Below are 25,280 nucleotides of genomic sequence, written 5' to 3' on the forward strand. Positions count from 1 at the left end.
GCTCCGGCGCGCTTCGAGGAGATCAGGCCTTGCGGGCCGCCTTCACCTCGGCCTCGGGGAACATGTAGTTGGCCCCGTCGGCGTAGCGGACTCGTCTCATCGTGCCCTGGCGGCCGTTGAGCGCCGTCTCGCCGATCCAGGCGCCGAGCGTCGATTGATGGTCGAGGGCCCGCATCGTCACCGGGCCGGCGATGGTCTGGGAGGTCAGGCCCTCGAGCGCTGCAATCATCGCCTCGGTCTCGGTCGAGCCCGCCTTCTCCAGCATGTCGCGGATCATGCCGACGACGACGTAGCCGAGGAGCGAGCCGAGGCGCGGCGTGTCGTTGAACCGGGCCCGGTAGGCGGCTACGAATTCCTTGTGGCCGTTGGTGTCGATCGTCTCCCACGGATAGCCGGTGGTGACCCAGCCCTCCGGCGTCTCGTCGCCCAGCGGGATCATGTATTCCGGCTCGCCGGTGAGCAGGCTCGCCACGGTGCGCTTCTCGAACAGCCCGCGGGTGTTGCCCTCGCGCACGAAGGCGGTGAGGTCGGCGCCGAACAGCACGTTGAACAGGCCGTCGGCCTTCATCTGCGACAGGGCGCCGACGGTGGCGCCGGCATCGACCTTGCCGAGCGCCGGGAACTGCTCGCCCACCACCTCGAAGCCCGGCACGGCGGCGGCCATCAGGCGCTTGAAGTTGGCGGCGGCCGACTGGCCGTACTCGTAGTTCGGCGCCACGATCGCCCAGCGCTTGATTCCGCGGTCCTTCACCGCGTCGACCAGCATGCGGGTCTGCATGTAGGTGTTGGGCCGCACCCGGAAGGTGTAGCGGTTGCCGCTGCCCATGGTGAGCGCGTCGGTCAGCGGCTCGGTGGCGAGGAACAGGGCCTTGCGCTGGTTGGCGAAATCCGCCACCGCGAGGCCGACGTTGGACAGGAAGGTGCCGCACAGGAAGGCGACGTTCTCGCGGGTCAGGAGCTCCTCGGCGACCCGGGTCGCGTCGCCCGGGGTCGAGCCGTCGTCGCGGAAGACGATCTCGATCGGGCGGCCGCCGAGCGCCTTGATGCCGCCGGCCTTGTTGACGGCGTCCTGTGCGAGCTGCATGGCATTGCGGTAGGGCACCGCGAAGGCGGCCATGCGGCCGTAGGAGTTCAACTCGCCGATCCGGATCGGTCCGGTGCCTTGCGCGACCGCCCGGGACGCCGCGAGGCTCAAGGGTGCCGCGGCGAGCCCGCCCAGGATGGTGCGGCGGGACAGGGGACGAAACGTCTCGTCGCGGGTCGACATGGCGCGAACCTCCGGCCGATCCCGGCAGGACTTCGCGCCGCCGGGATGCAAACTCGTTCGTAGACGAACGATACTGTGCCTGAGCCGAGACGCAAGGGTCAAGTCTGCGGAAAATCAGGGCGCCACTTGTCGCGTAAATGCGCAGAGTTGCTGCGTCAGAGCCCGGCTTCGCGGGCGAGCCAGGCGTCGAGGGCGCGCTCGCGCTCCGCCTCGATCATCGCGGCGATCCAGGCCGCCTGCTCGATGCGTGCGGTCTCCGAGGGATCCTCGTCCCGCTCCGGTGCCTGCTGCATCGCGAACCTCCCGTTCTCCCGTCTCCGATAAGAACAAAATAGGAACATGCGTTGGTGACGGCAAGCCGGGGACCTTGTGGAAAGTCGGGAGCTTGGCCGGCCCGCCACGCGTTGCCGCCCCACGATACCTCGGAGAAGGAATCCCTCATGCGTACGACCCTGCTCGCCCTCGCTGCCACGCTCGCCCTTACGGGCGCCGCCGCGGCGCAGACCGGCGTTCCCGGCTCGGCCGAGAACAACATGAACAATCCCGGCAGCGTGAAGAGCAACGCGGAGAAGGGCATGCCCGGTCGCGACGTGCCCGCCGCCACCGGCACCGTGATGCCGACCGCCCCCGGCGCCGCCACCCGCACCGACGACCTGCCGAGCCACAGCGGCGGCAACGCCGCGGCGACGAGCCCGGCCAACCGGAACCGCTGAGCGGGTGCGGCGGGCGGGGTTCGGCCCCGCCTGATCCGAAGGATTCATGCAGCCCGTCTCACGCCGGACGGGCCGTCACAGCTTCGCCACCGCGATCGTGCCGCCGTCGAGGCTGACGAACCGGATCCCGGCCGCGCGCAGCGCCGCGACGGCCTTGTGGCGCGAGCGGGCGCCCTGAATCTCGGCGTCGGCCTCGAGGCGCCGCACGGTCGAGAGCGACAGGCCGCTGGCCTCGGCGAGACGCAGCATCGACCAGTCGAGCAGCCCGCGGGCCGCCCGCAGGTGATGGCCGCGCACCGCCTGCTCGAGGGCCCGCTGCAGCCGGGCGTCCCCGGGCGCGCCATCGGCGTGGACCGGGGCGCCGAATTCGTGGACCGGGTACTTCACGCCGGCCCTGCCGAGATAACGCCCGGCGCCGTCCCAGATCGGAACGCCGACGATGCGAAAGTGCCACACTTCACCGTTGGCGAGGCGCTCGTGTGCGGTGCCCTGGAAGGGCACCTGCGGGTCATGCACCGCCATGGCCCGGTCGCGGAAGGCCGCGCGCTCCTCGGGAACGACCATGACGAACGGGTTCAGGTTGATCTCGTCGAGGGACGGGCCGTGGACCTGTGCCACCGCATGCGGGAAGTCGTGGAGGTGGTCCGGCTCCACCGCGTAGGTCGTCGTGTAGGAGGTCAGGTAAAGCGACTGGCGCCGCCGCTGCTCGAGCGCCTGCATCCGCCCCAGCCGCTCGCGGTCGGTGACGTCGAGGGCCACCCCGCCCAGCGCGAGCGGCCGGCCCTCCGGCGAGACACGGCGCTCCGACAGGATCGACAGGGTGCGCAGCTCCCCGCTCGGCCGGATCAGCCGGACGACCTCGCTCGGCGCGTGGTCGCTCGGCCAGACGTGGCCCTGGAGGATCTCGCCCGCGCTCGCCAGCCTCCCCCGGTCGTCCGGATGCACCAGCTCGCGGAAGAGGTCGTAGGAGGCCGCGACGCGGTGCGAATCCAGGCCGAGGAGCCGGAAGAAGCCCGGCGACCAGAGCTGCTCACCCAACGCGAGGGACCAGTGCCAGCGGCCGGCGAAGCCATGCTCCTCGATGGTGTGCAGGAAGCTGTCCGAGCACGAACGAAGATCCGCAGCATCCATGCGTCGCACAGCCGGAGAAGACCATCCTTCCCTCGGCTATAGGACAGGCTGCCGCGGACTCAAACCGGGGTATCGCGGCGTGACGGCAAGTTGGCCCGGTCCGCGCGAGAGTCAGGTCTCCGGCGCATGGCTGAGCGGTGCAGCGGAGCGCTTCGCCCGGGCGACGACCTCGTGCGGCGCCGGCGGGTTGGCCGGGTGGTGGCTGAGGCAGAGCGGCGTGCGCAGCTTGGCCGGCCGTCCCGAGCCCTCCGTGGCGAAGTAGAACTCGCCCGCGCCGAGCCGTCCGATGTCGGGCGCCGCCCCGCCGCTCGCCGCCATGATCTCCTGGGCGGCCGCGATGGTCGCCGGCGCGCTCTGGCGGCCGAAAAACTGCGTCGTGCAGTTCGACACGACCTGGTTGTGGATGCCCTTGGGCACCTGCGTCGCCACGATCATCCCGAGGCCGTATTTGCGCCCCTGCGCCACCAGCTTGATGCCGCTGCCGAGGCTCGGCGGCGTCCGCCCCGAGGGCAGGAAGGTCTGCGCCTCGTCGACCACGTACAGCAGGCCCCGCGGCGACGGGTTGTTCTTGATCCAGCCGAACAGGGCCATCTGCAGCCGGTTGACGAAGTCCTCCCGTGCCGCTTCCGACGCGAGGCCCGACAGGTTGACGACCGAGATCCGGGTGCGGCCCCGGTCCGGACCGAAGAACAGCCGGGCCGGATCGAGCACCGCGCCCTCGACCCGCAGGAGCGGGTTGGTGGCGACGGCGGCGAGCAGCTGGTCCGCCATGGTCGCGGCGAGGCTCTGGGCCCTGCCGATCTGGCTGGTGCCGTCCGGCAGGTCGGCCAGGAGTTCGGTGAACTGGGCCAGCGTGCCGCCGCCTCGCGCCGCGAAGGCCCGCAGGGCATCCGCCAGGACGCCGCGCTGGAGGATCCTGGTCGCGCCGGCGAGGGGCGCCAGGGTCTCTGCCGCCATCTCGATCGCCTGGCCGCGCTCGTCGCGGTCGTCGCTCGCCGCGAGGTCCGGCATCACCGAGAGGAAGAGCGGATTGCCGGCATGGACGCCCGGCGTCCACACCACCACCTCGACCCGCTCGGCGTAGGAGGCGGCCTTGCGGTCGTCCTCGGGCGTGAACTTGTCCGGCCGCTCCGGCCAAGGATCGCCGAGGCGCGACAGGTCGTTGTTGGGATCGACCACGATCGCCGGAATGCCGGTGAGCGCCGCCTCCTCGACCAGGCGCCGCAGCAGCACGGTCTTGCCCGAGCCGGACCCCGCGATGATCGCGGTGTGGCGCGGCAGGAGCCGCAGCGGCAGGGACACGGGCGGTGCGTCGGGGGTGAGGCGGTGCCCGACCGGGATGGCGTCGGGCACCGGCCCGGGGGCGGCCAGGCTGGCGGCGAGAGGCACAGTGGCGCGAGATGGCGCGTCCCCCGTGGGCGATGCCGTCCGCGGAGCGGGCTTCGTCTCGGGCTCGGCCGCGGGGATTGTCGGTTCGGCCGCGGAGGCTTCGCCCTCGGTGCTGGTCGTTGCGTCCGGTTCGCGGGCCGGCATCGCGCGGCGTGCCGCGTCGAAGCCGGGTGAGGGTCGCGCCGTGGGGCGCGGCGCGGAGGGGGTGGCGGGCGAGGCCAGATCGCCCGTCGGGAGCGGAAGCGGCAGCTGCACCGTCCTGCGCCCCGGCCGGGGCAGGATCTCACCCGGAGGACGCCGTCCCCGCGCCGGTTGCGCCGTCGTGCCGTCGCCTGGCAAGCCGATCTTGCGGAAGAACTCGGTCCCGCGCACCGGCAACGTCTCGCGCATCCAGCTCTCGAACTTGTCGGACTGTCCGTCCCGCACAGCCGCGTCGTGCAAGTTGCGCAAGGCTACGAAGGTGCGCAGGTCGTCATCCGAAGGGTCGATCAGCTTGCCGCCCGCGGCCATGAACCGGTCGACGAGGGTGTTGGTCTTGGCGCCCGCCGGCACCGCACTGCGGCGCACCACCAGCAATTCGCGGCCCGGGATCTTCGCCGAGATGCCCGAGGCAGTGAGCGCAGCGCGCAACCGCGCCTGGAAGGCGATCGGGTGCAATTGCAGCAGGGCGCGGTAGCAGACGTGGCGCTCGCGGTCGTTCTCCTCGCGGTGGAGGAAGGTGAGCCGGCCGTGCAGCGGCGGCAGGCGCTGCTCCGGCTCGCCCTTGCTCACCACGTCGATCGCGTCGTGCGGGTCGTCCTCCAAGGCATAGAGGTCGAAGGCCGTGCGCAGCAACTCGCCGAGCCCGGCATCCTCGTCGTGGAGGATACCGGAGATGTCGGCGTTGCGGCGGGCTTCGTCGAGGTCGAAGGGACTGGTTTCAATGGTTTGATTGTCGCCGCTGTTCGGTTCAATAAGATCTTTGCAGATCGTGACGACCCCGTTGGCCAGGCAGGTGCGTCGGAAGGCATCGCAGTTCATCAGCAGTTTTCGCGGCCGCATCGCGTTCTGGGCTACGGCCGCGATCGCCGCCTCGCCGAACGGCCAGGTCGGGAAGGGAGGCGCGAAACCCGCCTCGGTATAGGCGGGCGCGAGGCGGGTGCGGATGAGCGCGGCTGCGGCGGTGGGCGTGTTCATGCCCTTCAGCAGCACCGGCGGCTCGAATCGGTCGAAGGCGGATTTCATCCCACGCTCCTCCAGCCGCCGCCAGGAATCGCTCAGGCAGGTGATGAGCGTCATGCCGCGGCCGCCGCCGTCATGCAGCTCCATCAGGCCCGCGGCCAGCATCTCGGCGAGGCCGGGGCCGGGCTCGAAATCGTCGTCAAGGGTCAGACGGCTCGCATCGACCACGCCGTCGATCTGGTCGACGGCGACGAGGGTCGGGCCGCTCAGGCCCATGATCCAGGCCATGCCGCGCACCAGCTCGATCGGCGGAGGCGGCGGCATGGTGAAGCCGAGGGCGGTGCGGGCGGCCGGGTCGGCGTCGTAGCCCTGCAGCCAGGCATGGGCGAGGCCGACCGCGGCGAGGTCTTGCGAGCGCAGCAAGCAGAGGGCACGAAACACGTCCTGGTGCTTGAGCGCCCGCACCGTATCGACGTGCATCAGCGCCCGGACGAGCAGGTCGACGATCTTGCGGGTGTCGATGTTGGGCGTGTTGAAGGCCTGCTCGACCTGCTCCTCGACCTTGAAGCGGCGAGCGACGCCGGCCAGCACCGCGTCGGACTGGCGCCGGCCGTCCGGCATCGGCTGCATCAGGGCGGTGAGGTAGCTGAGCGCCGCGCTGCGCCAGAAATCGGTGAGGCCGAGCACGTCGAGGAGCACGAACCAGCCGCCGGAAGCCCAGACCTCGCGCCGGATCTGGCCGACGAGGTGGGTCTTGCCGATGCCCGGTTCGCCGACGAGCACCCGGCCGCGCGGGCGGCTGCCCGGCGTCTGCGCGTGGAGCGCGTCGACGATTCCCGGGATCAGCGCCTCGTTGGGCGCGCCGGTCGGCTCGGCATTGAGCCAGACGCTGTCGAGAGTGCGCACCCAATCGAAGTTGACGCGGCGCAGGGCGTCGAGGGCGTCGCTCATGCGTTGATCCAGATCTCGTGGAAGGGTTCGCCCGCCGGGTTGAAGGCCGCCGCGCGCTCGGCGGCGTCGAGGGCCTTGGGGTCGCTGATCCGGGTGAGCCCGATGCTCGGGTCGCCGCTCAGGATGGCCGCCAGCCCGGCATCGACGGTGGCGCGGTCGAGGTCGGCGAGCTCTGCCCGCAGGGCGCTGAGGCGCACGGGCGCGGCCTTCCGGCCGTCGCTACAGGCGAGATAGGCCTTCTCGATGCGGGCGCGGAGTCGGGCCGGATCGGGCGGGGCGGCGGGCGCTTCCGGCGGCGCGGCGACCTCGGTCTTCGGGGCAGCCCTGGTCTTCGAGGCGGATTTCGTCTTCGATACAGGTTTGGAGGTAGTCCTGGTCTTCGCAGCAGCCCTGGGCTTCGGGTCTCTCGGCGCCTTCGGCTCCGGCGGCACGCGCTCGGGGGCGGGACCGACGAAGTCGGCCAGCGTCGCGCCCGTCGCGTCGAGGTGGTGGTGGAGGCGCGTGAGCCAGTCCTGAAGCACCCGCATGGTCGGCGGCAGGGCGTCGCGCAGATGCGCGCCGGCCCAGTTCCAGCCCTTGTCGGTCACGGTCAGCCGCGAGGAGCGGCCCTCCTTTTCGACCGCGAGCAGCCCGGCCTTCACCAGCGCGTCGCGCTCGGCCTTCTTCGGCGTGATCTCGCTGTTCAGGGCGGTGCCCTGCCGGCCGAGCAGGCGCCAGAGGATCAGCGCCTGCGGTGGCGTCGGTGTCTCGCTCATCGGGTCGTGTCTCCGGCGGGGGCGGGGTCGGGACGGCGCAGCCGGACGACGGCGCGGATCTTCTCGACCGCGAACTGAAGGTCCTGGGCGACCTGCTCGTTGGTGAGGCGCAGCACGAAGTAGCCGGCGACCAGCAACTCGTAGTCGCGGTGGCGGTCATGGCCGAATTTCGGGCTGGCCTGATGCTCCGGCCCGTCGAGCTCCACGACGATGCGGTGCTCCCGACACAGCAGGTCGACGCGCGGCTGCCGGCCGTCGCCCTTCAGGCGGACGACCTCGTTGCAGACGAACAGGCCGGCGAGTTCCGGGTCCTTGGCCAGGGCCGCCTCGACCCACCGCTCGGCCACGCTGGCGGGGTGGGCCCGCGAGCGCGAGGGGATGAAGCGCTCCGCCACCGGCGCCGATGCGCGGCCGATCTCGCAGGCGCCGTAGAGGATGCGGTCGTAGGGCGAGGCATCGGGCGGCGCGGTCGCCAGGGCGAAGATGCAGGCCGCGCCGTGGCCGGCGCACCATTCCAGCGCCTCGATCACCGGGGCCGCCTGCGCCGGGGAAGCCGGATCGACCTCCGCCACCAGGATCACGCTGCCCGGGTCGACCGCCTGCAGCAGCTGCCCGAACTCGAGCCCCGGCGCCGCCCGCCGGAACCGCGGCGGCCGCCCGGCCCCCGCCAGGGTCGCGGCCGCCTTCAGCCAGGGGCCGGACACCTCGGGCGCCGACCCGTCCCGCCCCGGCCAGTCCGGCCACCGGGCGAGGGCCAGGTCGGCAAGGTCGTCGAGCAGGCGGCCGATCATCGCGCGCGCGGTCCGAAGATCCTCGACGGCGACCAGAAGCACCCCGCGGCCGATCTCGCGCGCCGCCAGCGCCTCGCCGACGCCGTCGCGCGTCATTCCGATGACGGCGAGACGCTCACCCCGTCCGAGATCCGCGACGCGCTCTGCGAGTGCATCGGGCGTCAGGCGCGGCCGGGCCGTGGCTGTGCTTTCTCCGGACTTGCGCACGACGAGACCGCGTCCCCGGATTGGCCGACGACGCTGCGTGCGTTCCACGGCTGCTATACCGGGATATCCAGCACAGGTTGCCGGTCTTTTCCAGGGGGTTGTGGCGCGGCGGGCGGTGGAACGGTGTTTTCCGTCGCGCCGGGTGTCGAGGCTCAGAAAGATCCCTCCTCCCCTGCGGAGGGGAGGCCGGCAGAGGGGCAGCGCGGCCCTCGTCCGGGTGCGCCCTTCATGGACGCCGCGACCCGTCCGGGAGCGGGGCTTCCCTCCCCCGCCCGGCATCCGCCGGGCACCCTTCCCCGCGGACGGGGGAGGGGTCGTGCAGGCTCACCGCACCGGTCCAGACCCCGTCGCCGCCGGTCCCGTCCGGATCGCCCACAATTCGGTCGGCAGGCTGATCGGCGCGCCGGGCTTGTAATCGGCCGAGTCCTGGATGTGCGAGGTGGTGACGTAGATCGTGCCGTCCGGCCCCTCGCTGAAGGTGTCGGGCCAGCGCAGCTGCTTGTCCTGAACCAGGGTGGTCAGCCCGGCGCCGCTATTCGTGAGGTCGCGCACCTTGACCGCGTCGTCCTGCGGCGAGGTCACGTACATCCGGCCGTCCTTGCGGGAGATCAGCAGGCCGTCCGCCGGCCCGTTCTCGCCGACCGTGACGATCTTGGACCCCAGCGTCCGGTCGGTGAGCATCTCGGGCACCACGGCGGCGGTGGCCCAGCCGGTCAGCGCGTCGGTCGGCAGGCTGTAGAGCGTCTTGCCCTTGATCGCCTGCCAGTACAGCGTCTTGCCGTCGGGCGAGAGCGCGATGCCGTCGGCCGAGAACGCGACGCCGCGCCCGTCCGGCCGGCGCAGGGGCTGGCCATCGTAGGTCACCGTCACGCTCTTGTCCGGCATGGTCGAGGGATGGCCGGAGAGGACGCGCTTGGCCGCACCGCTGTCGATGTCGACGACGATCAGGGCACCCTCGGCGCCGGAATCGGTGAGATAGGCGGTCTTGCCGTCCGGCGAGATCCGCACGTCGTTGATGTACGAGGCCTGCATCACGGTCGCGGTGTCGAACGGGATCGTCTTGACCACCTGGTTGGTCTTCAGGTCGATGCCGACGAGCTTCGGTCCGTCCTTCACCACTGCCGCCATCGCGGGGGCGGCGGCATCCACCACCCAGAGCCGGTCCTGGGCGTCGGCCACGACGCTCTGCACGCAGACGAAGTGGGTCTTCGGGTCGACCTCGTCCTGTCTGGCGTTGCGCCAGGAATTCCAGCCGGCATCCGGGTAGGGCACCGGCTTGCCGTCCTTCACCTCGGCCACCGAGACCGGGGCGTCCTCGCTCCAGCGCGGGAAGTTGACGAAGATCCGGCCGTCGCGCGCCACCGTGACGCCGGTGACCTGATGGGAAAAGCTCGCGACCTTGTCGAGGCGGGCGGAGGCTCCTTGAACGGAGGTTCCTTGAGCGTGAGCGGCGAGCGGCGCGATGCCGGCCGTCAGGAACAGGGCGAGCCCGAGGCGGGCGCCAGCGTGGTGCGTCATCGAAAGAACTCCCCGTCCGGGCGATCGCCCGGACGACAAACGCAGCGGAACCCGGCCAAGGTCCCAGGGAGTATCCTACCCGACGATCGTCCGTCCCGGACCGTAGCCCGCGGGCGGGCGCGAGCCGAGATGCGCGCGTAGGGTACGGCCCTCGTACTCGGTGCGGAACAGGCCGCGGCGGCGCAGCTCGGGCAGGACGAGTGCGATGAAGTCGTCGAGTCCGCCCGGCAGGGTCGGCGGCATGATGTTGAAGCCGTCGGCGCCGCCGGCCCGGAACCGCGCCTCCATCTCGTCGACGATCTGCGCCGGCGTGCCGACGATCTGCGAGTGGCCTCGCGCCCCGGCGATGCGCAGGTAGAGCTGGCGCAGGGTCAGGCCCTCGCGGCGGGCGAGATCGAGCATGAGCTGCTGGCGCGACTTGCCGCCCTCGGTCTCGGGCAGCTCCGGCACCGGGCCGTCGGGGTCGAACCCCGAGAGGTCGTGGCCGACCATGCGGCTGAGGAGCGCCAGGCCCACCACCGGATCGATCAGCGCCTGCAACTCCTCGAACTTGTCCCGCGCCTCGGACTCGGTCCGGCCGACCACCGGGAACAGCCCGGGCATGATCTTGAGGTCGTCGGGCGCGCGGCCGAACCGGGCCATGCGGCCCTTGAGGTCGCGGTAGAAGTCCACCGCCTCGTCCAGGGTCTGGTTGGCCGTGAACACGATCTCGGCGGTACGCGCCGCCAGGTCCTTGCCGGGACCGGACGAGCCGGCCTGGACAAGCACCGGCTGCCCTTGCGGCGTGCGCGCGATGTTGAGCGGGCCGCGGACCTCGAAATGCTTGCCCCTGTGGTCGAGGGGCCGGAACCCGTCGGGCTTCGAGAACTGGCCCGACGCCTTGTCGATGACGACGGCGTCGTCGTCCCAGGTGTTCCACAGCCCCAGCACCACGTCGACGAACTCCTCCGCCCGCTCGTAGCGGTCGGCGTGGCGCGCGATCCTGTCGTTGCCGAAATTCGCCGCCTCGAGGTCGGTGGCCGAGGTGACGAGGTTCCAGCCGGCGCGGCCCCCGCTCAGGTGGTCGAGGGAGGCGAAGCGGCGGGCGACGTTGTAGGGCTCGTTGAAGCTCGTCGAGGTGGTGGCGACGAGACCGATGCGGCTCGTGACGGCGGCGAGCGCCGAGAGCAGGGTCACGGGCTCGAAATGCGCCGAGCGGGCGGTGCGCTCGCTCGAGCGCAGGTCGGCGTCGCGGATGCCGGTGCCGTCCTCCAGGAAGATCAGGTCGAACTTCGCGGCCTCGGCGCGCTTGGCCCATCCCACGTAGCGGTCGAGCACGAGCCCGCCATCGGCCTCGCTCGACGGATGGCGCCAGCCGGCGACGTGGTGGCCGGTGGCGTAGAAGAAGGCGCCGAGGCGCATCGTACCCTGTGTCATCGCTCGCTCGGGGTGTCGGGACCGGTGTCGTCAGATCTAGTGCCGGGCGGGCGATCCGCCCGTCACCCGCGGGCGACCGCGTCGAGCGCTTGGGCCAGATCGCCCAGCAGGTCCGCTTCCGCCTCCAGCCCGACCGAGAGCCGCACCAGCCCGTCGCCGACGCCGGCTCGCTCCCGCGCCTCCGGGTCCATGGCGGCGTGGGTCATGGTCACCGGATGGGCGATCAGGCTCTCGACCCCGCCGAGGGACTCGGCCAGGCTGAAGACCCGGAGTGCCCCGACGAGCCGGCGCACCGCCTCGCGTCCCCCGGCGAGCTCGGCGCTCAGCATCGCGCCGAAGCCGCTCTGCTGCGCCCTGGCGACGGCGTGCCCCGGATGGCCTTCGAGCCCCGGATAGTAGACGCGGGCGATCGCCGGATGCGCGTCGAGGAAGGCGGCCACCGCGGCGGCGTTGCGGCTCTGGCGCTCGATGCGGGGAAACAGCGTGCGCACGCCGCGCAAGGTGAGGTAGGCGTCGAAGGGCGAGCCGGTGACCCCGACGGTGTTGGCCCAGGCGGCGAGCTCGTCGCCCAAGGCGGCCTCCGCGGCGATCACCGCGCCGCCGACCACGTCCGAGTGGCCGTTGAGGAACTTGGTGGTCGAGTGGACGACGAGGTCGGCCCCGAGCGCCAGCGGCCGTTGCAGGGCCGGGGACAGGAAGGTGTTGTCGACGACGAACAGCGCCCCGGCCGCCTTGGCCAGAGCCGCCACACGGCGCACATCGGTGATGCGCATCAGCGGATTGCTGGGCGTCTCGGTGAGGACGATCCGGGCGCCCTCGGCCAGGGCGGCCTCGAGCGCGGCCTCGTCGGTCTGGTCGACGAAGGCGACCCGGTAATGGCCCCGGGCGGCGCGCATCGAGAGCAGCCGGTGGGTGCCGCCGTAGCAATCGTGCGGCGCCACCAGCAGGTCGCCGGGCCGCAAGGGCGACAGGGCGAGGTCGAGGGCCGCCATGCCGCTCGACACCACCACCGCGCGGGCCCCGCCCTCCAGCTTCGCCAGGGTGTCGGCGAGCTGATCGCGGGTCGGGTTGCCGAGCCGGGCGTAATCGTAGGCCCGCGCCTTGTCGAACTCGGCGAACGTGTAGGTCGTCGAGAGATAGAGCGGCGGGGTCACCGCGCCGAAGGCCGTGTCCGTCCCGATCCCGTTCGCGGCGGCGATCGTCTCCGCCCGCCTGTGCTCGTCCGCCACGTCGTGCTCCTGGTCTCGCGATACGCCCGCGTCGTTCTTTATGAAGAACGAAACGGACGATCAACGAGAAAGTGTTCGGCGCGGCGGACAAGCCGCTATTTCAAGCCGAAGCCGCGGCGCGCCAGGATCTCCCGCAATCGGTCGCGGCCGCTCAGCGAGTCGGGCCCGCGCACCCGCTCCAGAGCGGCATCCCCCCAGCCGACCTGCGGCATCCGCTGCCCGGCCTGGAACGCCATCATCGCCGCGTCGTAGGCCTCGATCGCCCCGGTCGCGAGGGCGGGATCGTAGCGGCCGCGATGCAGCACCACCTCTTGCGGCAGGCGCGGCTTCACGGAAGCGGGCCGCTCCGGATCGGGATAGCCGACGCAGTGGCCGAACACTGCCAGCACGTTCGGCGGCAGGCCGAGCAGCGCGGCCACCGCCTCCGGGTCGTTGCGCAAGGCCCCGATATAGACCGAGCCGAGGCCGAGGGATTCGAGCGCCACCGTGGCGTTCTGGGCGGCGAGCGCGGCATCGACCACGCCGACCATCAGCATCTCGAGATAATCGAGACCGTCCGTCGGCCTGTCCCGGTCGCGCCCGATCGCGCCGAGGCGCGACAGGTCGGCGAGCCAGACCAGGACCAAGGGCGCCTCGGCGACGTGGCGCTGGCCGCGCGCCACCTCGGACAGGCGGCGTTTGGTGGCCGCATCCTCGACCGCGACGACGCTCCAGGTCTGGAGGTTCGACGAGCTCGGCGCCGATTGGGCCGCGGCGACGAGCGCCTCCAGGGCTCCGGTCGGCAGCGGGTCGGACCGGAACGCCCGCACCGTGCGGTGGGCGAGGAGACCCGCGATGACCTCGTTCCAGGCGATGTCGAGGCTCGTCTCCGCGCCGTAGCGCGCCCTCAGGGCGTCCCCCCGTCCGGTCTCGCTCATCCGATCCTCGCCTCCCGCCGATCCGGCCGCGCCCTCGGGGCGGAGTAGTACACGAAATTCATTGACTAACCAGGGCCGCGATCCCAGATCGAGGCGGCGCGGCCGGAAGGGCCCGCACAGGAGGCCGACATGGCGCGATCCCGCAGGCTTCACCTCGGCGCCTTCATGCGCCCGGTCGGCATCCACACCGCCTGGTGGCGCTATCCGGGCGGCCTGCCGGACGCCAACTTCAACTTCCGCCATCTCGCCCGCTTCGCGAAAGAGCTCGAGGCGGCGAAGTTCGACGCCTTCTTCATGGCCGACCATCTCGCGGTGCTGAACATGCCGGTCGAGGCGCTCAAGCGCTCGGCCACCGTGACCTCGTTCGATCCCGCGACGCTCCTGCCGGCGCTCGCCGTCGTGACCGAGCGGATCGGGCTCATCGCCACGGCCTCCACCACCTACGACCAGCCCTTCCACATCGCCCGGCGCTTCGCCTCCCTCGATCATCTGAGCGGGGGCCGCGCCGGCTGGAACGTGGTGACGACCTCGAACCCCGACGCGGCGCGGAATTTCGGGCTCGAGCACCATCCCGACCACGCCGACCGCTACGACCGGGCGCACGAATTCGTCGAGGTGGTGAAGGGCCTGTGGGATTCCTTCGCCGATGACGCCTTCCTGCGCGACGTCAAGAGCGGGATCTTCTTCGATCCCGACCGGATGCACGTGCTGGATCACCAAGGGCCCCACCTCTCGGTGCGCGGCCCCCTCAACGTCGCCCGGCCGGTCCAGGGCTGGCCGGTGATCGTGCAGGCCGGCGCGTCCGAGGCCGGGCGCCAGCTCGCCGCCGAGACCGCCGAGGTGATCTTCGGAGCGGCGGCCAGCATCGAGGACGGGCGGCGTTTCGCCGAGGACGTGCGCGGCCGCATGGTCGCGGTCGGGCGCGACCCCGACCACCTCAAGATCCTGCCGGCCTGCTTCGTGGTGGTCGGCGACACGCTGGAGGAGGCGCGCGAGAAGCGCGCGCATCTCGACGGGCTGGTCCACGAGGCGAGCGCGATCGCCGCCCTGTCGATCGCGCTCGGCGTCGACGCCGCGGCCTTCGACCCCGACGGGCCGCTGCCGGAGATCCCGGAGACCAACCAGTCGAAGACCGGGCGCGAGCGGGCGATCGCGCTGGCGCGGCGCGACGGCTTGAGCGTCCGGCAGCTGGCGCAGCGCCTCGGCGGCTATGCCGGCCTCGCGATGGTCGGCACGCCCGCCACCATCGCCGACGAGATGCAGGCCTGGCTCGAGGCCGGGGCCAGCGACGGCTTCAACATCATGGTCTCGGACGTGCCGCAGGGGCTCGAGGACTTCACCGCCAAGGTGGTGCCGGAGCTGCAGCGCCGTGGTCTGTTCCGCACCGAGTACGAGGGCACGACCTTGCGCGATCACCTCGGCCTGCCCCGCCCGGAGAACCGGTTCTTTCCCGAGGCGCGCCGGTGAGGCGGGACGTCGAGGCGGGACGTCACTTGATGAGGCGGGGCGCTACTTGGAGCTGAACACCTGCACCATGGCGGGGGTGAGGATCACCACGAACAGCACCGGCAGGAAGAAGATGATCATCGGCACGGTGAGCTTCGGCGGCAGGGCGGCGGCCTTCTTCTCGGCCTCGTTCATGCGCTGGTCGCGGCTCTCCTGGGCCAGCACCCGCAGGGCCTGGCCGACCGGGGTGCCGTAGCGCTCGGCCTGGATCAGCGCCGTGGTGACGTTCTTGACCGATTCGAGCCCGGTGCGGGTGGCGAGGTTCTCGTAGGCGACGCGCCGGTCGGTGAGGTAGGACAGTTCGGCGGTGGTGAGCGCCATCTCCTCGGCCAGCGTCATGCACTGGTTGGCGATCTCGACGCCGACGCGCCGGAACGCCGCCTCGATCGCCATGCCGGATTCGACACAGATCAGCAGCAGGTCGAGCGTGTCGGGCCAGTTGCGCTGGATCACCGCCCGGCGCTTGGAGGTCTGGTTGCGCAGGAAGAGTTCCGGCGCCTTGATCCCGAGATAGAGCGCCACCACCACCAGCCCCAAGCGGATCAGCACCGGCTGGTCCAGCACCTCCAGCACGAACAGGTAGAACACCGCCAGGACGAAGAAGGCGATCGGCATCACCAGTCGGAAGAACAGGAAGGCGATCTCGGCCTGCGCGCCTCGATAGCCCGCCATCATCAGGTTGTTCTTGGCGTTCTCGGTGCCGAGCCAGTCGTCCAGGCGCAGGCGCTCGACCACGCGCTTCATGTAGGCCTTGGGCTCCTGGCGCAGGGACGCCTTCTGGTTCAGCCGCTCGCGCTCGCGCAGGCGGATGCGGTCGCGCTCCTTGCCCACCCCTTTGAGGCGGTGGCGGAGCCGGTCGGGCTCCAGGAACGGCTGGGCCAGGGTGAAGATCGTGGCTCCTGCGGCCACCGCGGCGAGCGCCGCGCCGAGGATGTAGGGGTCGGTCAGCTGATACAGGAACTGCACGCGCCGCCTCCTGGAGCGGTGGAGATGCTAGAGCGGTGGGGATGTCTTGCGCTGGGGATGCCGGTTCGCCGCCCGGCCCGCCGCGCTCAGATGTCGAAGCGGATCATCCGGTTCATCACCACCACGCCGACGATCATCCACACGGCGGAGCAGGCGAGGGCGATGTGACCGAGGGTGGTGGTCCAGAGCAGCGAGATGTAATCGGGGCTTGTGATGTAGGCGAGGGTGGCGACGACGAAGGGCAGGGAGGCGATGATCGACGCCGAGGCCTTGGCCTCCATGCTCACCGCCTTCACCTTGTCGGCCATCTTGCGCCGGTCGCGCAGCACCCGCGAGAGGTTGCCCAGAGCCTCCGAGAGGTTGCCGCCGGATTTCTGCTGGATGCCGATCACGATGGCGAAGAAGTTCGCCTCCGGCACCGGCATCCGCTCGTACAGGCGGCCGACCGCGTCGCCGAGGGAGATGCCGAGCGCCTGGGCCTCGATCAGCGCCCGGAACTCGCTCTTGACCGGCTCCCGGGCCTCGCGGGCGATGACGCGCAGGCAATCGCCGACCGGGAGCCCCGAGCGGATACCGCGCACGATCACGTCCATGGCGTTGGGCAGCTCGAGGATGAAGCGGGTCATCCGGCGCTGGCGCAGGTAGGAGAGCAGCCACCGCGGCACCCCGAGCCCCGCCGCGAAGGCGAGGCCAAGCGCCAGGAGCGTGTCCCCGCTCATCACGAAGCCGCAGGCTCCGACGAGGAGGCCGCCCACCGCGCTGAACACGTAGAACTGGGTCTTGGAGATCGCGAGGCCCGCCTGGGTCAGCCGCAAGTCGAGGCTGATGCGGCTCTTCTTCTCCTTGTCCTCGATCTCCTTCAGGCTCTTGGCCACCTGGTCGCGGCGGCTCACAGCCTGCACGCGCTCGGCGGCCTGGCGCTGGCCGACCAGGGCTTGCTGGCGCTTGGCGGCCCGGGCCTCGCTCGGCAGCAGCGGCACCACCAGAGCGGAGGCGAGCGACGCGGCGCTGATCGCCAGGAGGCCCGCCCCGACCAGGAGCTCGAAGTCGATCACGGGCACCCCCTGCCCTGACGGCCGCAGCGTCTCACGCGCTCTCCTCCGCGCGGACCTCGGCGGCGTCGAGGGCGGCGGCGAGCGCCCGGTCCTCGCCGTAGTAGCGGGCCCGATCCCAGAAGCGCGGCCGACCGACGCCGGTCGAGCGGTGGCGGCCGATCAGCTTGCCGTTCTGGTCCTCGCCGACGACGTCGTAGACGAACAGGTCCTGGGTGATGATGACGTCGCCCTCCATCCCCATCACCTCGGTGATGTGGGTGATGCGCCGGGAGCCGTCGCGCAGGCGTGCGGCCTGGACGACGACGTCGATCGAGCCCGCGATCATCTCGCGCAGGGTCTTGGAGGGCAGGTTGTAGCCGCCCATCGAGATCATCGATTCGATGCGGCCCAAGCACTCGCGCGGCGAGTTGGCGTGCAGCGTGCCCATCGAGCCGTCGTGGCCGGTATTCATCGCCTGCAGGAGGTCGAAGGCCTCCGGGCCGCGCACCTCGCCGACGATGATGCGCTCGGGCCGCATGCGCAGGCAGTTCTTGATCAGGTCGCGCATCGTGACCTGGCCCTGGCCCTCGAGGTTCGGCGGCCGGGTCTCGAGGCGCACGACGTGCGGCTGCTGCAATTGCAGCTCGGCCGCGTCCTCGCAGGTGATGATCCGCTCGTCGTCGTCGATGTAGCGGGTGAGGCAGTTGAGGAGCGTGGTCTTGCCCGAGCCGGTACCGCCCGACACCACCACGTTGCAGCGCACCCGCCCGATGATCTGCAGGATCTTGGCGCCCTCGGGCGAGATCGAGCCGAAGCGCACGAGCTGGTCGAGGGTGAGCTTGTCCTTCTTGAACTTGCGGATGGTCAGGGCCGGGCCGTCGATGGCGAGCGGCGGCGCGATCACGTTGACGCGCGAGCCGTCCGGCAGGCGGGCGTCGCAGATCGGCGAGGATTCGTCGACCCGGCGGCCGACCTGGCTGACGATCCGCTGACAGATGTTCATCAGCTGCTGGTTGTCGCGGAAGCGCACCCCCGTCATCTGGATCTTGCCGCCGACCTCGATGTAGGTCCGGTTGGCGCCGTTCACCATCACGTCGGCGATGTCGTCGCGGGCGAGCAGCGGCTCGAGCGGCCCGTACCCGAGCACGTCGTTGCAGATGTCGTCGAGCAGCTCCTCCTGCTCGGCGATCGACATCACGACGTTCTTGAGGCCGATGATCTCGATGACGATGTCACGGATCTCCTCCCGCGCCGCGTCCGGTTCGAGCCGGGCGAGCTGGGTGAGGTCGATCGCCTCGATCAGCGCGCCGAAGATCATGCTCTTCGTGCGGTAATACTCGTCCGAGCGGGCGTTCTCCACCGGCGCCGGGGCCTCGCGGGCCGCCGGCAGGGGAGCGGACTCGGCCCGCTTGCCGTCCTGGAAGACCGGCGCCGACGCCTCGGTGAGCACCGGGGCGGGGCCGGCGGGGCGCGGGGCCGGCGCCTTCTGCGCCGTCGCTCCGGGTCTCCTGCCGAACATGAATCAGCGACCTTCTCGGGAAACGGGCTTCGGTGAGGAAGCGGGCAATCTTCGGCGATACGGCACGGGGCCGGCTCACGACGCCTTGCGGCGGGCGAGCCGGGCCAGCAGCGGCTCCAGGAGCTTCCCCCGGCCGCGGCGCGTCTCGGCGCGTCCGGTGAGGGATCCGGCGAGTTCGCTCAAGGTCTCCGTGACCTTGGCTCCGGGCTGCACCTCCGCCAGCATCTGGCCGTTATTGGCCGCGGTGCCGAACAGGGCGGGCTCGAACGGCACCGTGGCGGCGACCGGCGCGTCGAGGGCCTTGGCGAATTCCGCCACCGCGATCTCCGGCCGCTTCGGCATCCCGACCCCGTTGAGGACGAGGCGCGGCATGCGGTCGTGCGGCCGGGCCTGCCGCAGCACCTCGAACAGGTTGCGGGCGTTGCGCAGCGAGGTGAGGTCGGGGGCCGCGACCACCACGATCTCGTCGGCGCCGATCAGCATGCGCCGGCACCAGGCCGACCAGGCATGCGGCACGTCGAGCACGATGCAGGGCACGCTCGCCCGCAGCACGTCGATCACCCCGTCGAAGGCGCCCTCGACGAAATCGGTCGGGCGGTCGAGGGTCGCGGGCGCGGCGAGCAGGCTCAGGTTGTCGGTGCATTTCGACAGGAGGCGGTCGACGAAGTTCGCGTCGACCCGATCCGGCGCGAACACCGCCTCGGCCACCCCTTGCGGCGGGTCCTGGTTGAAGTTGAGGCCGGCGGTGCCGAAGGCGATGTCGAGATCGGCGATCACCGTCGCGGTGCCGTAGTCGCGGGCGACCGACCAGGCGAGGTTGTGGGCGAGCGTCGAGGCGCCGACGCCGCCCTTGGCACCGACCACCGCGATGGTCCTCCCCAGGGGCTCGGCGGCCGGATCGCAGAACAGCTCGGAGATCGCCGCGATCACCGAGACGGGATCGATCGGCGCGATCAGGTACTCGCTCACGCCGCGGCGGATGAACTCGCGGTAGAGCACGACGTCGTTGACGTGGCCGACCACCACCACCTTGGTGCCGGCGTCGCAGACCTCGGCCAGGCTGTCGAGGGCGGAGAGCGGGTTGCCCTTGGCCGTGCCGATCTCCACGATGATGACGTTCGGGGTCGGCGCGCTGCGATAGGCCTCGACGGCGGCAGGCGCTCCGCCCATCTGGACGCGGGTATGCGCCTTCTGCATCCGCCGGTCGCCAGAGGCCGCCTCGATCGCGCCGGCGACCTCGCCGGTCTCGCAGAAGGCCTGCACGGTGATGCGGGGAACCGGGGCGATGACCCGGCCGGTGGGATCGCCCGGCTCAGACATGGTGCGGCATCCGTCGGGAGGGGAGCGACCGGGAGGGACGCCATCCCTCGCCCGACCGGGCCTGGTCGGCGCCGGTGCGCCTCGTCGCGGGAGCGACTCTCGTCCGGCGCGTCCTCATCACTGCCCCACCTGATCTTTCACGCTCGCGCGACCATCCTGCTTCCAAGTGGTTGATGGATCCTTTCCGGTGCGCAGGTCGATCAGGTTCTGGGTCCGGGTCACCGTGTCGATCCGGCCCTCCTGGCGGCCACGCACGAGGTCGACCGGATCGGCGATCTGGCTCGCGAGGTTCGACTGGGTGGCGCAGCCGAAGTTCCAGTAGCTCTCGTTGCGGGCATTGAAGCCTGGATTCGTGACGCCGAGATCCTGCGGCCAGAGCCCGCAGGCGCCAGCCACCTTGGCCTGCATGCGCTGGAAGCTGAGGCGCACCGGAGCGCTCACCGCGACGTTGGCGACCGGATAGGGCGCGACGACGATCTCCCGCGGTCCGACCCCCCAGGCGACCGCCCGGGCACGCACTCGCGCGAGGGTGCGCTCCACCGCGCCGCCGGCAACCTGCGAGCCGCGGGGCACCTCCAGGACCAGCACGCCGCGGCCGTAGCGGCGGTACTCGGTGAGGAACGCGTCGACGTCGTCGGCTTGGCGCGGGTCGATATGCCCGGTCCCGGTCACGAACACGTCGAGGTTGCGGGGCGAATCCGACAGGACGATCGGGTGCCGCTCGGGGACCGTCATCGGGTAGGTCGAGCCCGTGGTCAGCCGGCGGTCGGCGGCGCAGGCCGCGAGGCCGGCCGAGGCGGCGAGGATCGTCAGGCGGAGGGTGCGGCTCATCGCTGGCATGGTCTCGACGGAGTCTCGGCGAAATCTCGAAAGCGGGCCGGGCGGGCCCTTGGCGCGGAGAGCGGCCCGGGCGGGCCTTCGGCGGTCAGTCGGTGATGAAGCCGACCCGGCCGCGATAGCCGGAGCCGAGGGGCGCGGCGCCGACCACGCCGTAGAGGCGGTTCAGGCGCCCGAGCACGATCGCCTGGCTGTCGGTCGACTCGGTGAAGCCGTCGTCGGGCTTGCGGACCTGGCCCGGATCCATCGGCTTGGCGACGTAGGGCGTGACCATGATCATCAGCTCCGTCTCCTGGCGCTGGTAGTCGCGTGAGCGGAACAGGGCGCCGAGGATCGGCAGGTTGAGCATTCCCGGCAGGCCGCTGATCGCCTGGCGGTTGCGCTGCTGGATCAGGCCCGCGATCATCATCGTCCCGCCCGAGGGCAGCTCGATGGTCGTCTCGGACTTGCGCACCGTGAGGCCCGGTACCGAGATGGTGTTGTTGCCGTTCGAGACCGGCACCGCGCTCTGCGGATCGAGCTCCGTGACGTTGGTGCCGACCCGGATCGAGATCCGGTTCTCGGACTGGACCACCGGGGTGAAGTTCAGCGCGACGCCGTAGGGCTTGTACTCGATGCCGACCGAGCAGTTCGACGAGTTCGACGCGAGCACCGCGGAGCAGCTCTGGCTGGTCGGAACCGGGATCTCGCCGCCGGCGGTGAAGTTCGCGGCCTCGCCGGAGATCGCCGTCAGGGTCGGCTCGGCCAGGATCCGCGACACCCCGGCCTGCTCGAAGGCGCGCAGGTTGGCCTGAAGCGAGAAGCCGCCGGAGGTGAGCTTGCCGGAGAGCTCGTTGCCGGCCGGGTACGAGCCGCCGGTGAGCGGGAACGGCACGCCGTTGACGAAGTTCATCGTGCTCCAGCTGGCATTCAGGTTGACCCCGAACTGCTTGAGCACCTGGCGCGAGACCTCGACCACGGTGACGCGCAGCATCACCTGATCCTTGCCGCGGATCGTCAGGTTGTTGATCACCGCGCCGCGGGCCGCCGTCCCGGTCCCGCCGGTGCCCACGAAGGCGTTGGCGATGTCGACCGCCTGCTGCGCCTCCGCGGCGGAGCCGACCGAGCCGGTGAGCAGCACCGAATCGCCCGCCGGGCGCACGTCGAAGCGGCCGCCCGGGATGCTGCCGGTGAGCGTCTGCCGCAGCACGTTGAGGTCGCGCCCCACCGTGACGTCGAGGGCGGCGATCTGGCGCCCGTCGCCGTCCATCACGAAGATCGAGGTGGCGCCGTTCTCGATGCCGATGATGAACACCTTGCGGGTCGAGCGCACCACGGCGTTCGCCACCTTGGGATTGGCGACGAACACCTCCTTGGCGTCCCGGGGCAGGTCGATCACCAGCGACCGCCCCATGGTGAGGTCGATGCGGCGCGACACATCGGCCTCGTTGGGGCCGACATTCACCACCGGCGCCGGGACGATGCCGCTGCGCTGGCTCGTCCCGCGCAGGCTGAAGCCCTGGCTGAATCCCTCTTGGGCGGCAGCGGGCGCGACCGCGAGCACCGCCAGGGCGCCGGCGGTCAAGGTTCCGGTCAGGGACGGGCGCAAGCCCGAGCGCAAGGCCGAGGGGAAGACGGCGCGGAAGGCGGATGCGGCGCGAAGGATCGCCGGGGGAGGCTCGGACATCGTCATGGAACGGAGGCTCGCGGGGACCGGTCGCGCGGTTGAGGTTGACGGGCACGCGCTCATCGGCGGGGCATCTGCTTGGTGACACCGTAGCGCACGACCGTGACGCCGCCCTCGGCCTGCGGCTCCGCCGCGGCTTGGGCGACCTGCCCGGCATCGGCGAGGCTGCGCAGGGTCAGGGAGAGCTGGCCGACCTTCTGCGCCAGGGTCACGGTCTCGGCCTGGGCCGGGGTGAGCTCGAGCGTCGCGGTGTCTCCGGTGACCACCCGCTCGCCGTTGCGTTCCTGCACGGTCTGGCCGACCGCCAGGACCCGGATATTGGTCAGGATGGTCTCAGCGGTCTGGGCGTCGCCGCCGCCGGAGCGGGCCGCGTCCTCGTCCCGGGAGATGCGCAGGACGTCGACCCGGTCGTTCGGCAGGATGAAGCCGCCGGCGGTGTTCGAGCCGCGGGCATCGATCGAGATCGCGACGGCACGCATTCCCGCGGGCAGAATCGCCGACAGGAAGCCGCTACCATTGGCCTTGATCAGCTTCTCGCGCCGGATCGGCTCGCCGGAGAGGAACGGGCTGCGCACGATCGAGCCCACCGTGTCCTCGAGGGCCGTCGGCGCGCTGGCGCGCTGCAGCGTGCTGTCGCTCGCCGCGCCCTTCGGCCAGGGCTGCCAGCGCAGGTCCGCTGGCTTGAGCGTCTGCCCCATCGGTAGCTCGGCGGCGGCCACCAGTACCTCCACCATCTCGATGGCGGGGGCCTGCGCGGCGACCGGCTCGGCCGGCGGCGGGGGGGGCGGCTCGCGGCCGCTCATCACGATGAAGGCCCCCGCCCCGGTCACGACGGCGACGCTGATGAGAAGCAAGCGCGATGACTTCATGGGGCGCCAACGAGAGGGAACGGCAGGGCGGCGCGGTGCCGCCCCTGCCGGAATCCATCAGGCATTCCTCAAATTAAGGTTAACCGCCCTTAGGGTTAACGCGCCGGGTTCGGCGGATTCCGGGCGGAGGGGCTGGAGCCGGGAACTCGGTGCAGGAGACGCGACAGGCGCATGCGGCGGACGAGGCGCGTGCCTCCCCCGCCGCGACGTTCGGATCCCTGCGACCGAATGATGGACGTCCACGCGAAACCCAAACGATCGCGTCAGGCCATCGCTCTCGCAACACGGATCTCGGCTTCGCTCAGGCGCCGCGCGCTCATGATGACGGCTTCCGGAAGGAATTCCTACCCGGCGGCCGTATCAGCCCGCCAGAACCAGCCGCCACAGCGGTGCGGACGGGCAGGTGACGAGGGCGGAGGCCGCGAGGGCCACGCCGTAGGGAATGCCGACGCGCTCGTCGTGCAGGCGCAGCGCGAAGGGCCAGGTCGCCGCGAAGCCGGGGAGGGGAAGGCCGCGCAGGAGCACCAGCCCCAGGGCCATCAGGCCGCCGAACAGGGCGGTGTTGAGGAGGTAATCGGGCAAGGCGCCGAAGCCGAGCCACAGGGCGGTCGCCGCCGCCAGCTTGACGTCGCCGGCCCCCATCGTGCCCGTCAGGTAGAGGCCGAAGCCGACCACCAGCACCAGCGCGCCCGCGCCGAGATGGCTCGCGACCTCGGACCAGCCGGGCCCGGCGGCGAGGGCCAGCACCGCGAAGGCAGCGACGAGGGCCAGGCTGACCCGGTTGGGGATCAGCATCGTGAGGACGTCGCTGGCGGCGGCGTAGGCCATCAGGAACGGGAACGCGACGAGGAGGCAGAGGCTGACCATGCGGGCTCGCGGCGGGCTGAAGTGGAGCGCGGTGCCTGTCGACCGGTCTTCCGTCGGGAGCCGCCGCTCTCGGCCGTCTCGAGCGTCGTGCGGGGCCGGCCGGAGGTGAAGGGGATGCGACCCGCGCGGCGAGGCGCGGACCGAGCCGCCGGACGAAGGCCGGCTCGGCGCCTCGCGCCGCTGGATGAACGCGCCGACCCGCCCGATGCGGGTCGGCCTCGCGTCCCTTACTTCAGGTTGCCGGCGATCGTGTTGAACTGAGCCGCCAGGTTGGTGCCGACCGCCTTTGCCGCAACGATCACCGCGATGGCGATCAGGGTGGCGATCAGGCCATACTCGATCGCAGTGGCGCCCGACTCGTCGCTGACGAAACGCTTCAGCTTGGTCATCATAACTGTGTTCCCGCTTGAGTGGTATCGGTTAGTCCGTCGACAATCGACTGGCGCCGATCGGGACTGACGGCAAGCTAGGCCGAGGCCCGTTGAAGTTGGGTTAAAGCGATTGCGGATCCCCGCCGGTCGAGGCGAAATCGCGGGCTTGGTTAACGATCATCGACTGTAGCGTGAGCCTTTTGTCCCAAGGGCAGCGCGGCAGGCTTAGCGTTTTGTCAACCCATCCGACGCTTGACTGACGGCAGTCATGATCGCGTCCGAAAGACTTCTCCGCCGATGAGCCCGCACCGCCGCCCGAGCCTCCCGCGTGCCGCGTGCCTCCTGGCCCTCGCGCTGCTGGTCCCCGCCGCCGCGCGGGCGAACGACGGCGCCACCGTCACCGTCTCCGTCGACAACGCCAAGGTGATCCGCCTGCCGGAGCGCACCGCGACCGTGATCGTCGGCAACCCGATCATCGCCGACGTGTCGCTGCAGCGGAACGGCATCGTGGTCCTGACCGGCAAGAGCTTCGGTAGCACCAACCTCATCGCCCTGGACGCGGCCGGCACGATGCTGGCGGAGTCGGCGATCAGCGTGCGGGCCGGCAACCCGTCGGTGATCACGGTGCAGCGCGGGCTCGAGCGCGAATCCTATTCCTGCACCCCCGCCTGCCAGCCGGCGGTGCAACTCGGCGACGCGCAGCGCTACTTCTCCGAGGTGAGCGGGCAGGCCGGCCAGCGCAACTCCCTGGCGACGGGCGGCGGATCGGGCGGGACGCGCTGAGCGCCGGCCTTGCGCATCGTCATCCGAGACCCTGGGTCCGTCATCGACACGCCTCCGGGTTCCCTTGATCCACCCACTCCCTTTGCCCCAGCCCCCT

Annotated in this window: 22 protein-coding genes; 3 read left to right on the plus strand and 19 right to left on the minus strand. The window is 71.1% G+C overall.

What is annotated here, in order from left to right; all coding sequences use genetic code 11:
* Positions 1–22: 22 nt before the first annotated feature.
* Entirely contained in the window at positions 23–1,267 is a 1,245-nt protein-coding gene (locus MFF64_RS11280; protein WP_238190787.1) for an ABC transporter substrate-binding protein, read from the minus strand.
* A 155-nt stretch (positions 1,268–1,422) separates the two neighbouring features.
* Positions 1,423–1,560 carry a hypothetical protein gene (locus tag MFF64_RS11285; RefSeq protein WP_165795749.1) on the minus strand — a complete coding sequence of 46 codons (138 nt, stop codon included), beginning with the start codon at positions 1,558–1,560 and terminating at the stop codon, positions 1,423–1,425.
* Between the two features lie 147 nt (positions 1,561–1,707).
* Between MFF64_RS11285 and MFF64_RS11290 the strand changes: the two genes are divergently transcribed.
* Positions 1,708–1,980 (plus strand): hypothetical protein, encoded by a 273-nt coding sequence (locus MFF64_RS11290; RefSeq protein ID WP_133123497.1) that lies wholly within the window; start codon positions 1,708–1,710, stop codon positions 1,978–1,980.
* 75 nt (positions 1,981–2,055) lie between these two features.
* Here the strand turns inward: MFF64_RS11290 and MFF64_RS11295 are convergent, their stop codons facing one another.
* The 8 genes from MFF64_RS11295 to MFF64_RS11330 all read right to left on the minus strand — a co-directional run bounded on the left by MFF64_RS11295 (position 2,056) and on the right by MFF64_RS11330 (position 13,445).
* Entirely contained in the window at positions 2,056–3,111 is a 1,056-nt protein-coding gene (locus MFF64_RS11295; RefSeq protein WP_133123498.1) for a PAS domain-containing protein, read from the minus strand.
* 111 nt (positions 3,112–3,222) lie between these two features.
* Complete coding sequence (locus tag MFF64_RS11300; protein WP_238190788.1) at positions 3,223–6,612, minus strand: ATP-binding protein; 3,390 nt, start codon at positions 6,610–6,612, stop codon at positions 3,223–3,225.
* Entirely contained in the window at positions 6,609–7,367 is a 759-nt protein-coding gene (locus MFF64_RS11305; protein WP_238190789.1) for a hypothetical protein, read from the minus strand. The genes MFF64_RS11300 and MFF64_RS11305 overlap by 4 nt, the downstream gene beginning before the upstream one ends.
* Positions 7,364–8,254, minus strand: coding sequence for an endonuclease domain-containing protein (locus MFF64_RS11310; RefSeq protein WP_238190790.1), 891 nt, complete (start codon positions 8,252–8,254; stop codon positions 7,364–7,366). The genes MFF64_RS11305 and MFF64_RS11310 overlap by 4 nt, the downstream gene beginning before the upstream one ends.
* 435 nt (positions 8,255–8,689) lie before the next feature.
* On the minus strand, positions 8,690–9,883 hold the full coding sequence (locus tag MFF64_RS11315) for an L-dopachrome tautomerase-related protein (protein ID WP_099899993.1): 1,194 nt from the start codon (positions 9,881–9,883) through the stop codon (positions 8,690–8,692).
* A gap of 75 nt (positions 9,884–9,958) precedes the next feature.
* A complete protein-coding gene (locus MFF64_RS11320; RefSeq protein WP_099899995.1) occupies positions 9,959–11,299 on the minus strand; it encodes an LLM class flavin-dependent oxidoreductase in 1,341 nt (446 codons plus the stop codon).
* A 62-nt stretch (positions 11,300–11,361) separates the two neighbouring features.
* Positions 11,362–12,528, minus strand: a complete 1,167-nt coding sequence (gene metB, locus MFF64_RS11325) for a cystathionine gamma-synthase (protein ID WP_238190791.1) — start codon at positions 12,526–12,528, stop codon at positions 11,362–11,364.
* Between the two features lie 95 nt (positions 12,529–12,623).
* A complete protein-coding gene (locus MFF64_RS11330; protein ID WP_099904457.1) occupies positions 12,624–13,445 on the minus strand; it encodes an NADPH-dependent oxidoreductase in 822 nt (273 codons plus the stop codon).
* A 129-nt stretch (positions 13,446–13,574) separates the two neighbouring features.
* Here MFF64_RS11330 and MFF64_RS11335 point away from each other — a divergent pair, with 129 nt between their 5' ends.
* Entirely contained in the window at positions 13,575–14,912 is a 1,338-nt protein-coding gene (locus tag MFF64_RS11335) for an LLM class flavin-dependent oxidoreductase (RefSeq protein WP_099904459.1), read from the plus strand.
* A gap of 42 nt (positions 14,913–14,954) precedes the next feature.
* On the opposite strand, the gene MFF64_RS11340 is transcribed toward MFF64_RS11335, so the two are convergent.
* The 9 genes from MFF64_RS11340 to MFF64_RS11380 all read right to left on the minus strand — a co-directional run bounded on the left by MFF64_RS11340 (position 14,955) and on the right by MFF64_RS11380 (position 24,421).
* The gene (locus MFF64_RS11340) at positions 14,955–15,917 is read right to left on the minus strand and encodes a type II secretion system F family protein (protein WP_099904461.1); all 963 of its coding nucleotides are present in this window, start codon (positions 15,915–15,917) and stop codon (positions 14,955–14,957) included.
* A gap of 86 nt (positions 15,918–16,003) precedes the next feature.
* On the minus strand, positions 16,004–16,969 hold the full coding sequence (locus MFF64_RS11345; RefSeq protein ID WP_438823065.1) for a type II secretion system F family protein: 966 nt from the start codon (positions 16,967–16,969) through the stop codon (positions 16,004–16,006).
* A 34-nt stretch (positions 16,970–17,003) separates the two neighbouring features.
* Positions 17,004–18,470 (minus strand): TadA family conjugal transfer-associated ATPase, encoded by a 1,467-nt coding sequence (locus tag MFF64_RS11350; RefSeq protein ID WP_238190793.1) that lies wholly within the window; start codon positions 18,468–18,470, stop codon positions 17,004–17,006.
* 75 nt (positions 18,471–18,545) lie between these two features.
* Positions 18,546–19,790, minus strand: coding sequence for a CpaE/TadZ family protein (locus MFF64_RS11355; protein ID WP_099901879.1), 1,245 nt, complete (start codon positions 19,788–19,790; stop codon positions 18,546–18,548).
* A 117-nt stretch (positions 19,791–19,907) separates the two neighbouring features.
* Positions 19,908–20,621, minus strand: a complete 714-nt coding sequence (locus MFF64_RS11360) for a CpaD family pilus assembly protein (RefSeq protein ID WP_238190794.1) — start codon at positions 20,619–20,621, stop codon at positions 19,908–19,910.
* 94 nt (positions 20,622–20,715) lie between these two features.
* Positions 20,716–22,293: a type II and III secretion system protein family protein gene (locus MFF64_RS11365; protein ID WP_438823066.1), complete on the minus strand. Its 1,578-nt coding sequence runs from the start codon at positions 22,291–22,293 to the stop codon at positions 20,716–20,718.
* A 59-nt stretch (positions 22,294–22,352) separates the two neighbouring features.
* On the minus strand, positions 22,353–23,162 hold the full coding sequence (gene cpaB / locus MFF64_RS11370; RefSeq protein WP_238190796.1) for a Flp pilus assembly protein CpaB: 810 nt from the start codon (positions 23,160–23,162) through the stop codon (positions 22,353–22,355).
* Between the two features lie 360 nt (positions 23,163–23,522).
* The gene (locus tag MFF64_RS11375; protein WP_099904954.1) at positions 23,523–24,029 is read right to left on the minus strand and encodes an A24 family peptidase; all 507 of its coding nucleotides are present in this window, start codon (positions 24,027–24,029) and stop codon (positions 23,523–23,525) included.
* A gap of 227 nt (positions 24,030–24,256) precedes the next feature.
* The gene (locus MFF64_RS11380) at positions 24,257–24,421 is read right to left on the minus strand and encodes a Flp family type IVb pilin (RefSeq protein ID WP_099904952.1); all 165 of its coding nucleotides are present in this window, start codon (positions 24,419–24,421) and stop codon (positions 24,257–24,259) included.
* A 276-nt stretch (positions 24,422–24,697) separates the two neighbouring features.
* Between MFF64_RS11380 and MFF64_RS11385 the strand changes: the two genes are divergently transcribed.
* Positions 24,698–25,183 (plus strand): pilus assembly protein N-terminal domain-containing protein, encoded by a 486-nt coding sequence (locus MFF64_RS11385; RefSeq protein ID WP_099904950.1) that lies wholly within the window; start codon positions 24,698–24,700, stop codon positions 25,181–25,183.
* The last annotated feature ends 97 nt before the right edge of the window (positions 25,184–25,280 follow it).

The organism is Methylobacterium frigidaeris (assembly GCF_022179185.1).
In the GTDB taxonomy this organism is placed as follows: Bacteria; Pseudomonadota; Alphaproteobacteria; order Rhizobiales; family Beijerinckiaceae; genus Methylobacterium; species Methylobacterium frigidaeris.

Excerpts from the sequence above, each read along its gene's own strand:
- MFF64_RS11335 (WP_099904459.1), top strand. The coding sequence starts at position 13,575 with ATGGCGCGATCCCGCAGGCTTCACCTCGGCGCCTTCATGCGCCCGGTC.
- MFF64_RS11310 (WP_238190790.1), bottom strand. The coding sequence starts at position 8,254 with ATGACGCGCGACGGCGTCGGCGAGGCGCTGGCGGCGCGCGAGATCGGC.
- MFF64_RS11385 (WP_099904950.1), top strand. The coding sequence starts at position 24,698 with ATGAGCCCGCACCGCCGCCCGAGCCTCCCGCGTGCCGCGTGCCTCCTG.
- MFF64_RS11320 (WP_099899995.1), bottom strand. The coding sequence starts at position 11,299 with ATGACACAGGGTACGATGCGCCTCGGCGCCTTCTTCTACGCCACCGGC.
- MFF64_RS11380 (WP_099904952.1), bottom strand. The coding sequence starts at position 24,421 with ATGATGACCAAGCTGAAGCGTTTCGTCAGCGACGAGTCGGGCGCCACT.
- MFF64_RS11355 (WP_099901879.1), bottom strand. The coding sequence starts at position 19,790 with ATGTCTGAGCCGGGCGATCCCACCGGCCGGGTCATCGCCCCGGTTCCC.
- MFF64_RS11365 (WP_438823066.1), bottom strand. The coding sequence starts at position 22,293 with ATGTCCGAGCCTCCCCCGGCGATCCTTCGCGCCGCATCCGCCTTCCGC.
- MFF64_RS11290 (WP_133123497.1), top strand. The coding sequence starts at position 1,708 with ATGCGTACGACCCTGCTCGCCCTCGCTGCCACGCTCGCCCTTACGGGC.
- MFF64_RS11360 (WP_238190794.1), bottom strand. The coding sequence starts at position 20,621 with ATGAGCCGCACCCTCCGCCTGACGATCCTCGCCGCCTCGGCCGGCCTC.
- MFF64_RS11295 (WP_133123498.1), bottom strand. The coding sequence starts at position 3,111 with ATGGATGCTGCGGATCTTCGTTCGTGCTCGGACAGCTTCCTGCACACC.
- MFF64_RS11330 (WP_099904457.1), bottom strand. The coding sequence starts at position 13,445 with ATGAGCGAGACCGGACGGGGGGACGCCCTGAGGGCGCGCTACGGCGCG.
- MFF64_RS11350 (WP_238190793.1), bottom strand. The coding sequence starts at position 18,470 with ATGTTCGGCAGGAGACCCGGAGCGACGGCGCAGAAGGCGCCGGCCCCG.
- MFF64_RS11305 (WP_238190789.1), bottom strand. The coding sequence starts at position 7,367 with ATGAGCGAGACACCGACGCCACCGCAGGCGCTGATCCTCTGGCGCCTG.
- MFF64_RS11300 (WP_238190788.1), bottom strand. The coding sequence starts at position 6,612 with ATGAGCGACGCCCTCGACGCCCTGCGCCGCGTCAACTTCGATTGGGTG.
- MFF64_RS11375 (WP_099904954.1), bottom strand. The coding sequence starts at position 24,029 with ATGGTCAGCCTCTGCCTCCTCGTCGCGTTCCCGTTCCTGATGGCCTAC.
- cpaB (WP_238190796.1), bottom strand. The coding sequence starts at position 23,162 with ATGAAGTCATCGCGCTTGCTTCTCATCAGCGTCGCCGTCGTGACCGGG.
- MFF64_RS11280 (WP_238190787.1), bottom strand. The coding sequence starts at position 1,267 with ATGTCGACCCGCGACGAGACGTTTCGTCCCCTGTCCCGCCGCACCATC.
- MFF64_RS11285 (WP_165795749.1), bottom strand. The coding sequence starts at position 1,560 with ATGCAGCAGGCACCGGAGCGGGACGAGGATCCCTCGGAGACCGCACGC.
- MFF64_RS11315 (WP_099899993.1), bottom strand. The coding sequence starts at position 9,883 with ATGACGCACCACGCTGGCGCCCGCCTCGGGCTCGCCCTGTTCCTGACG.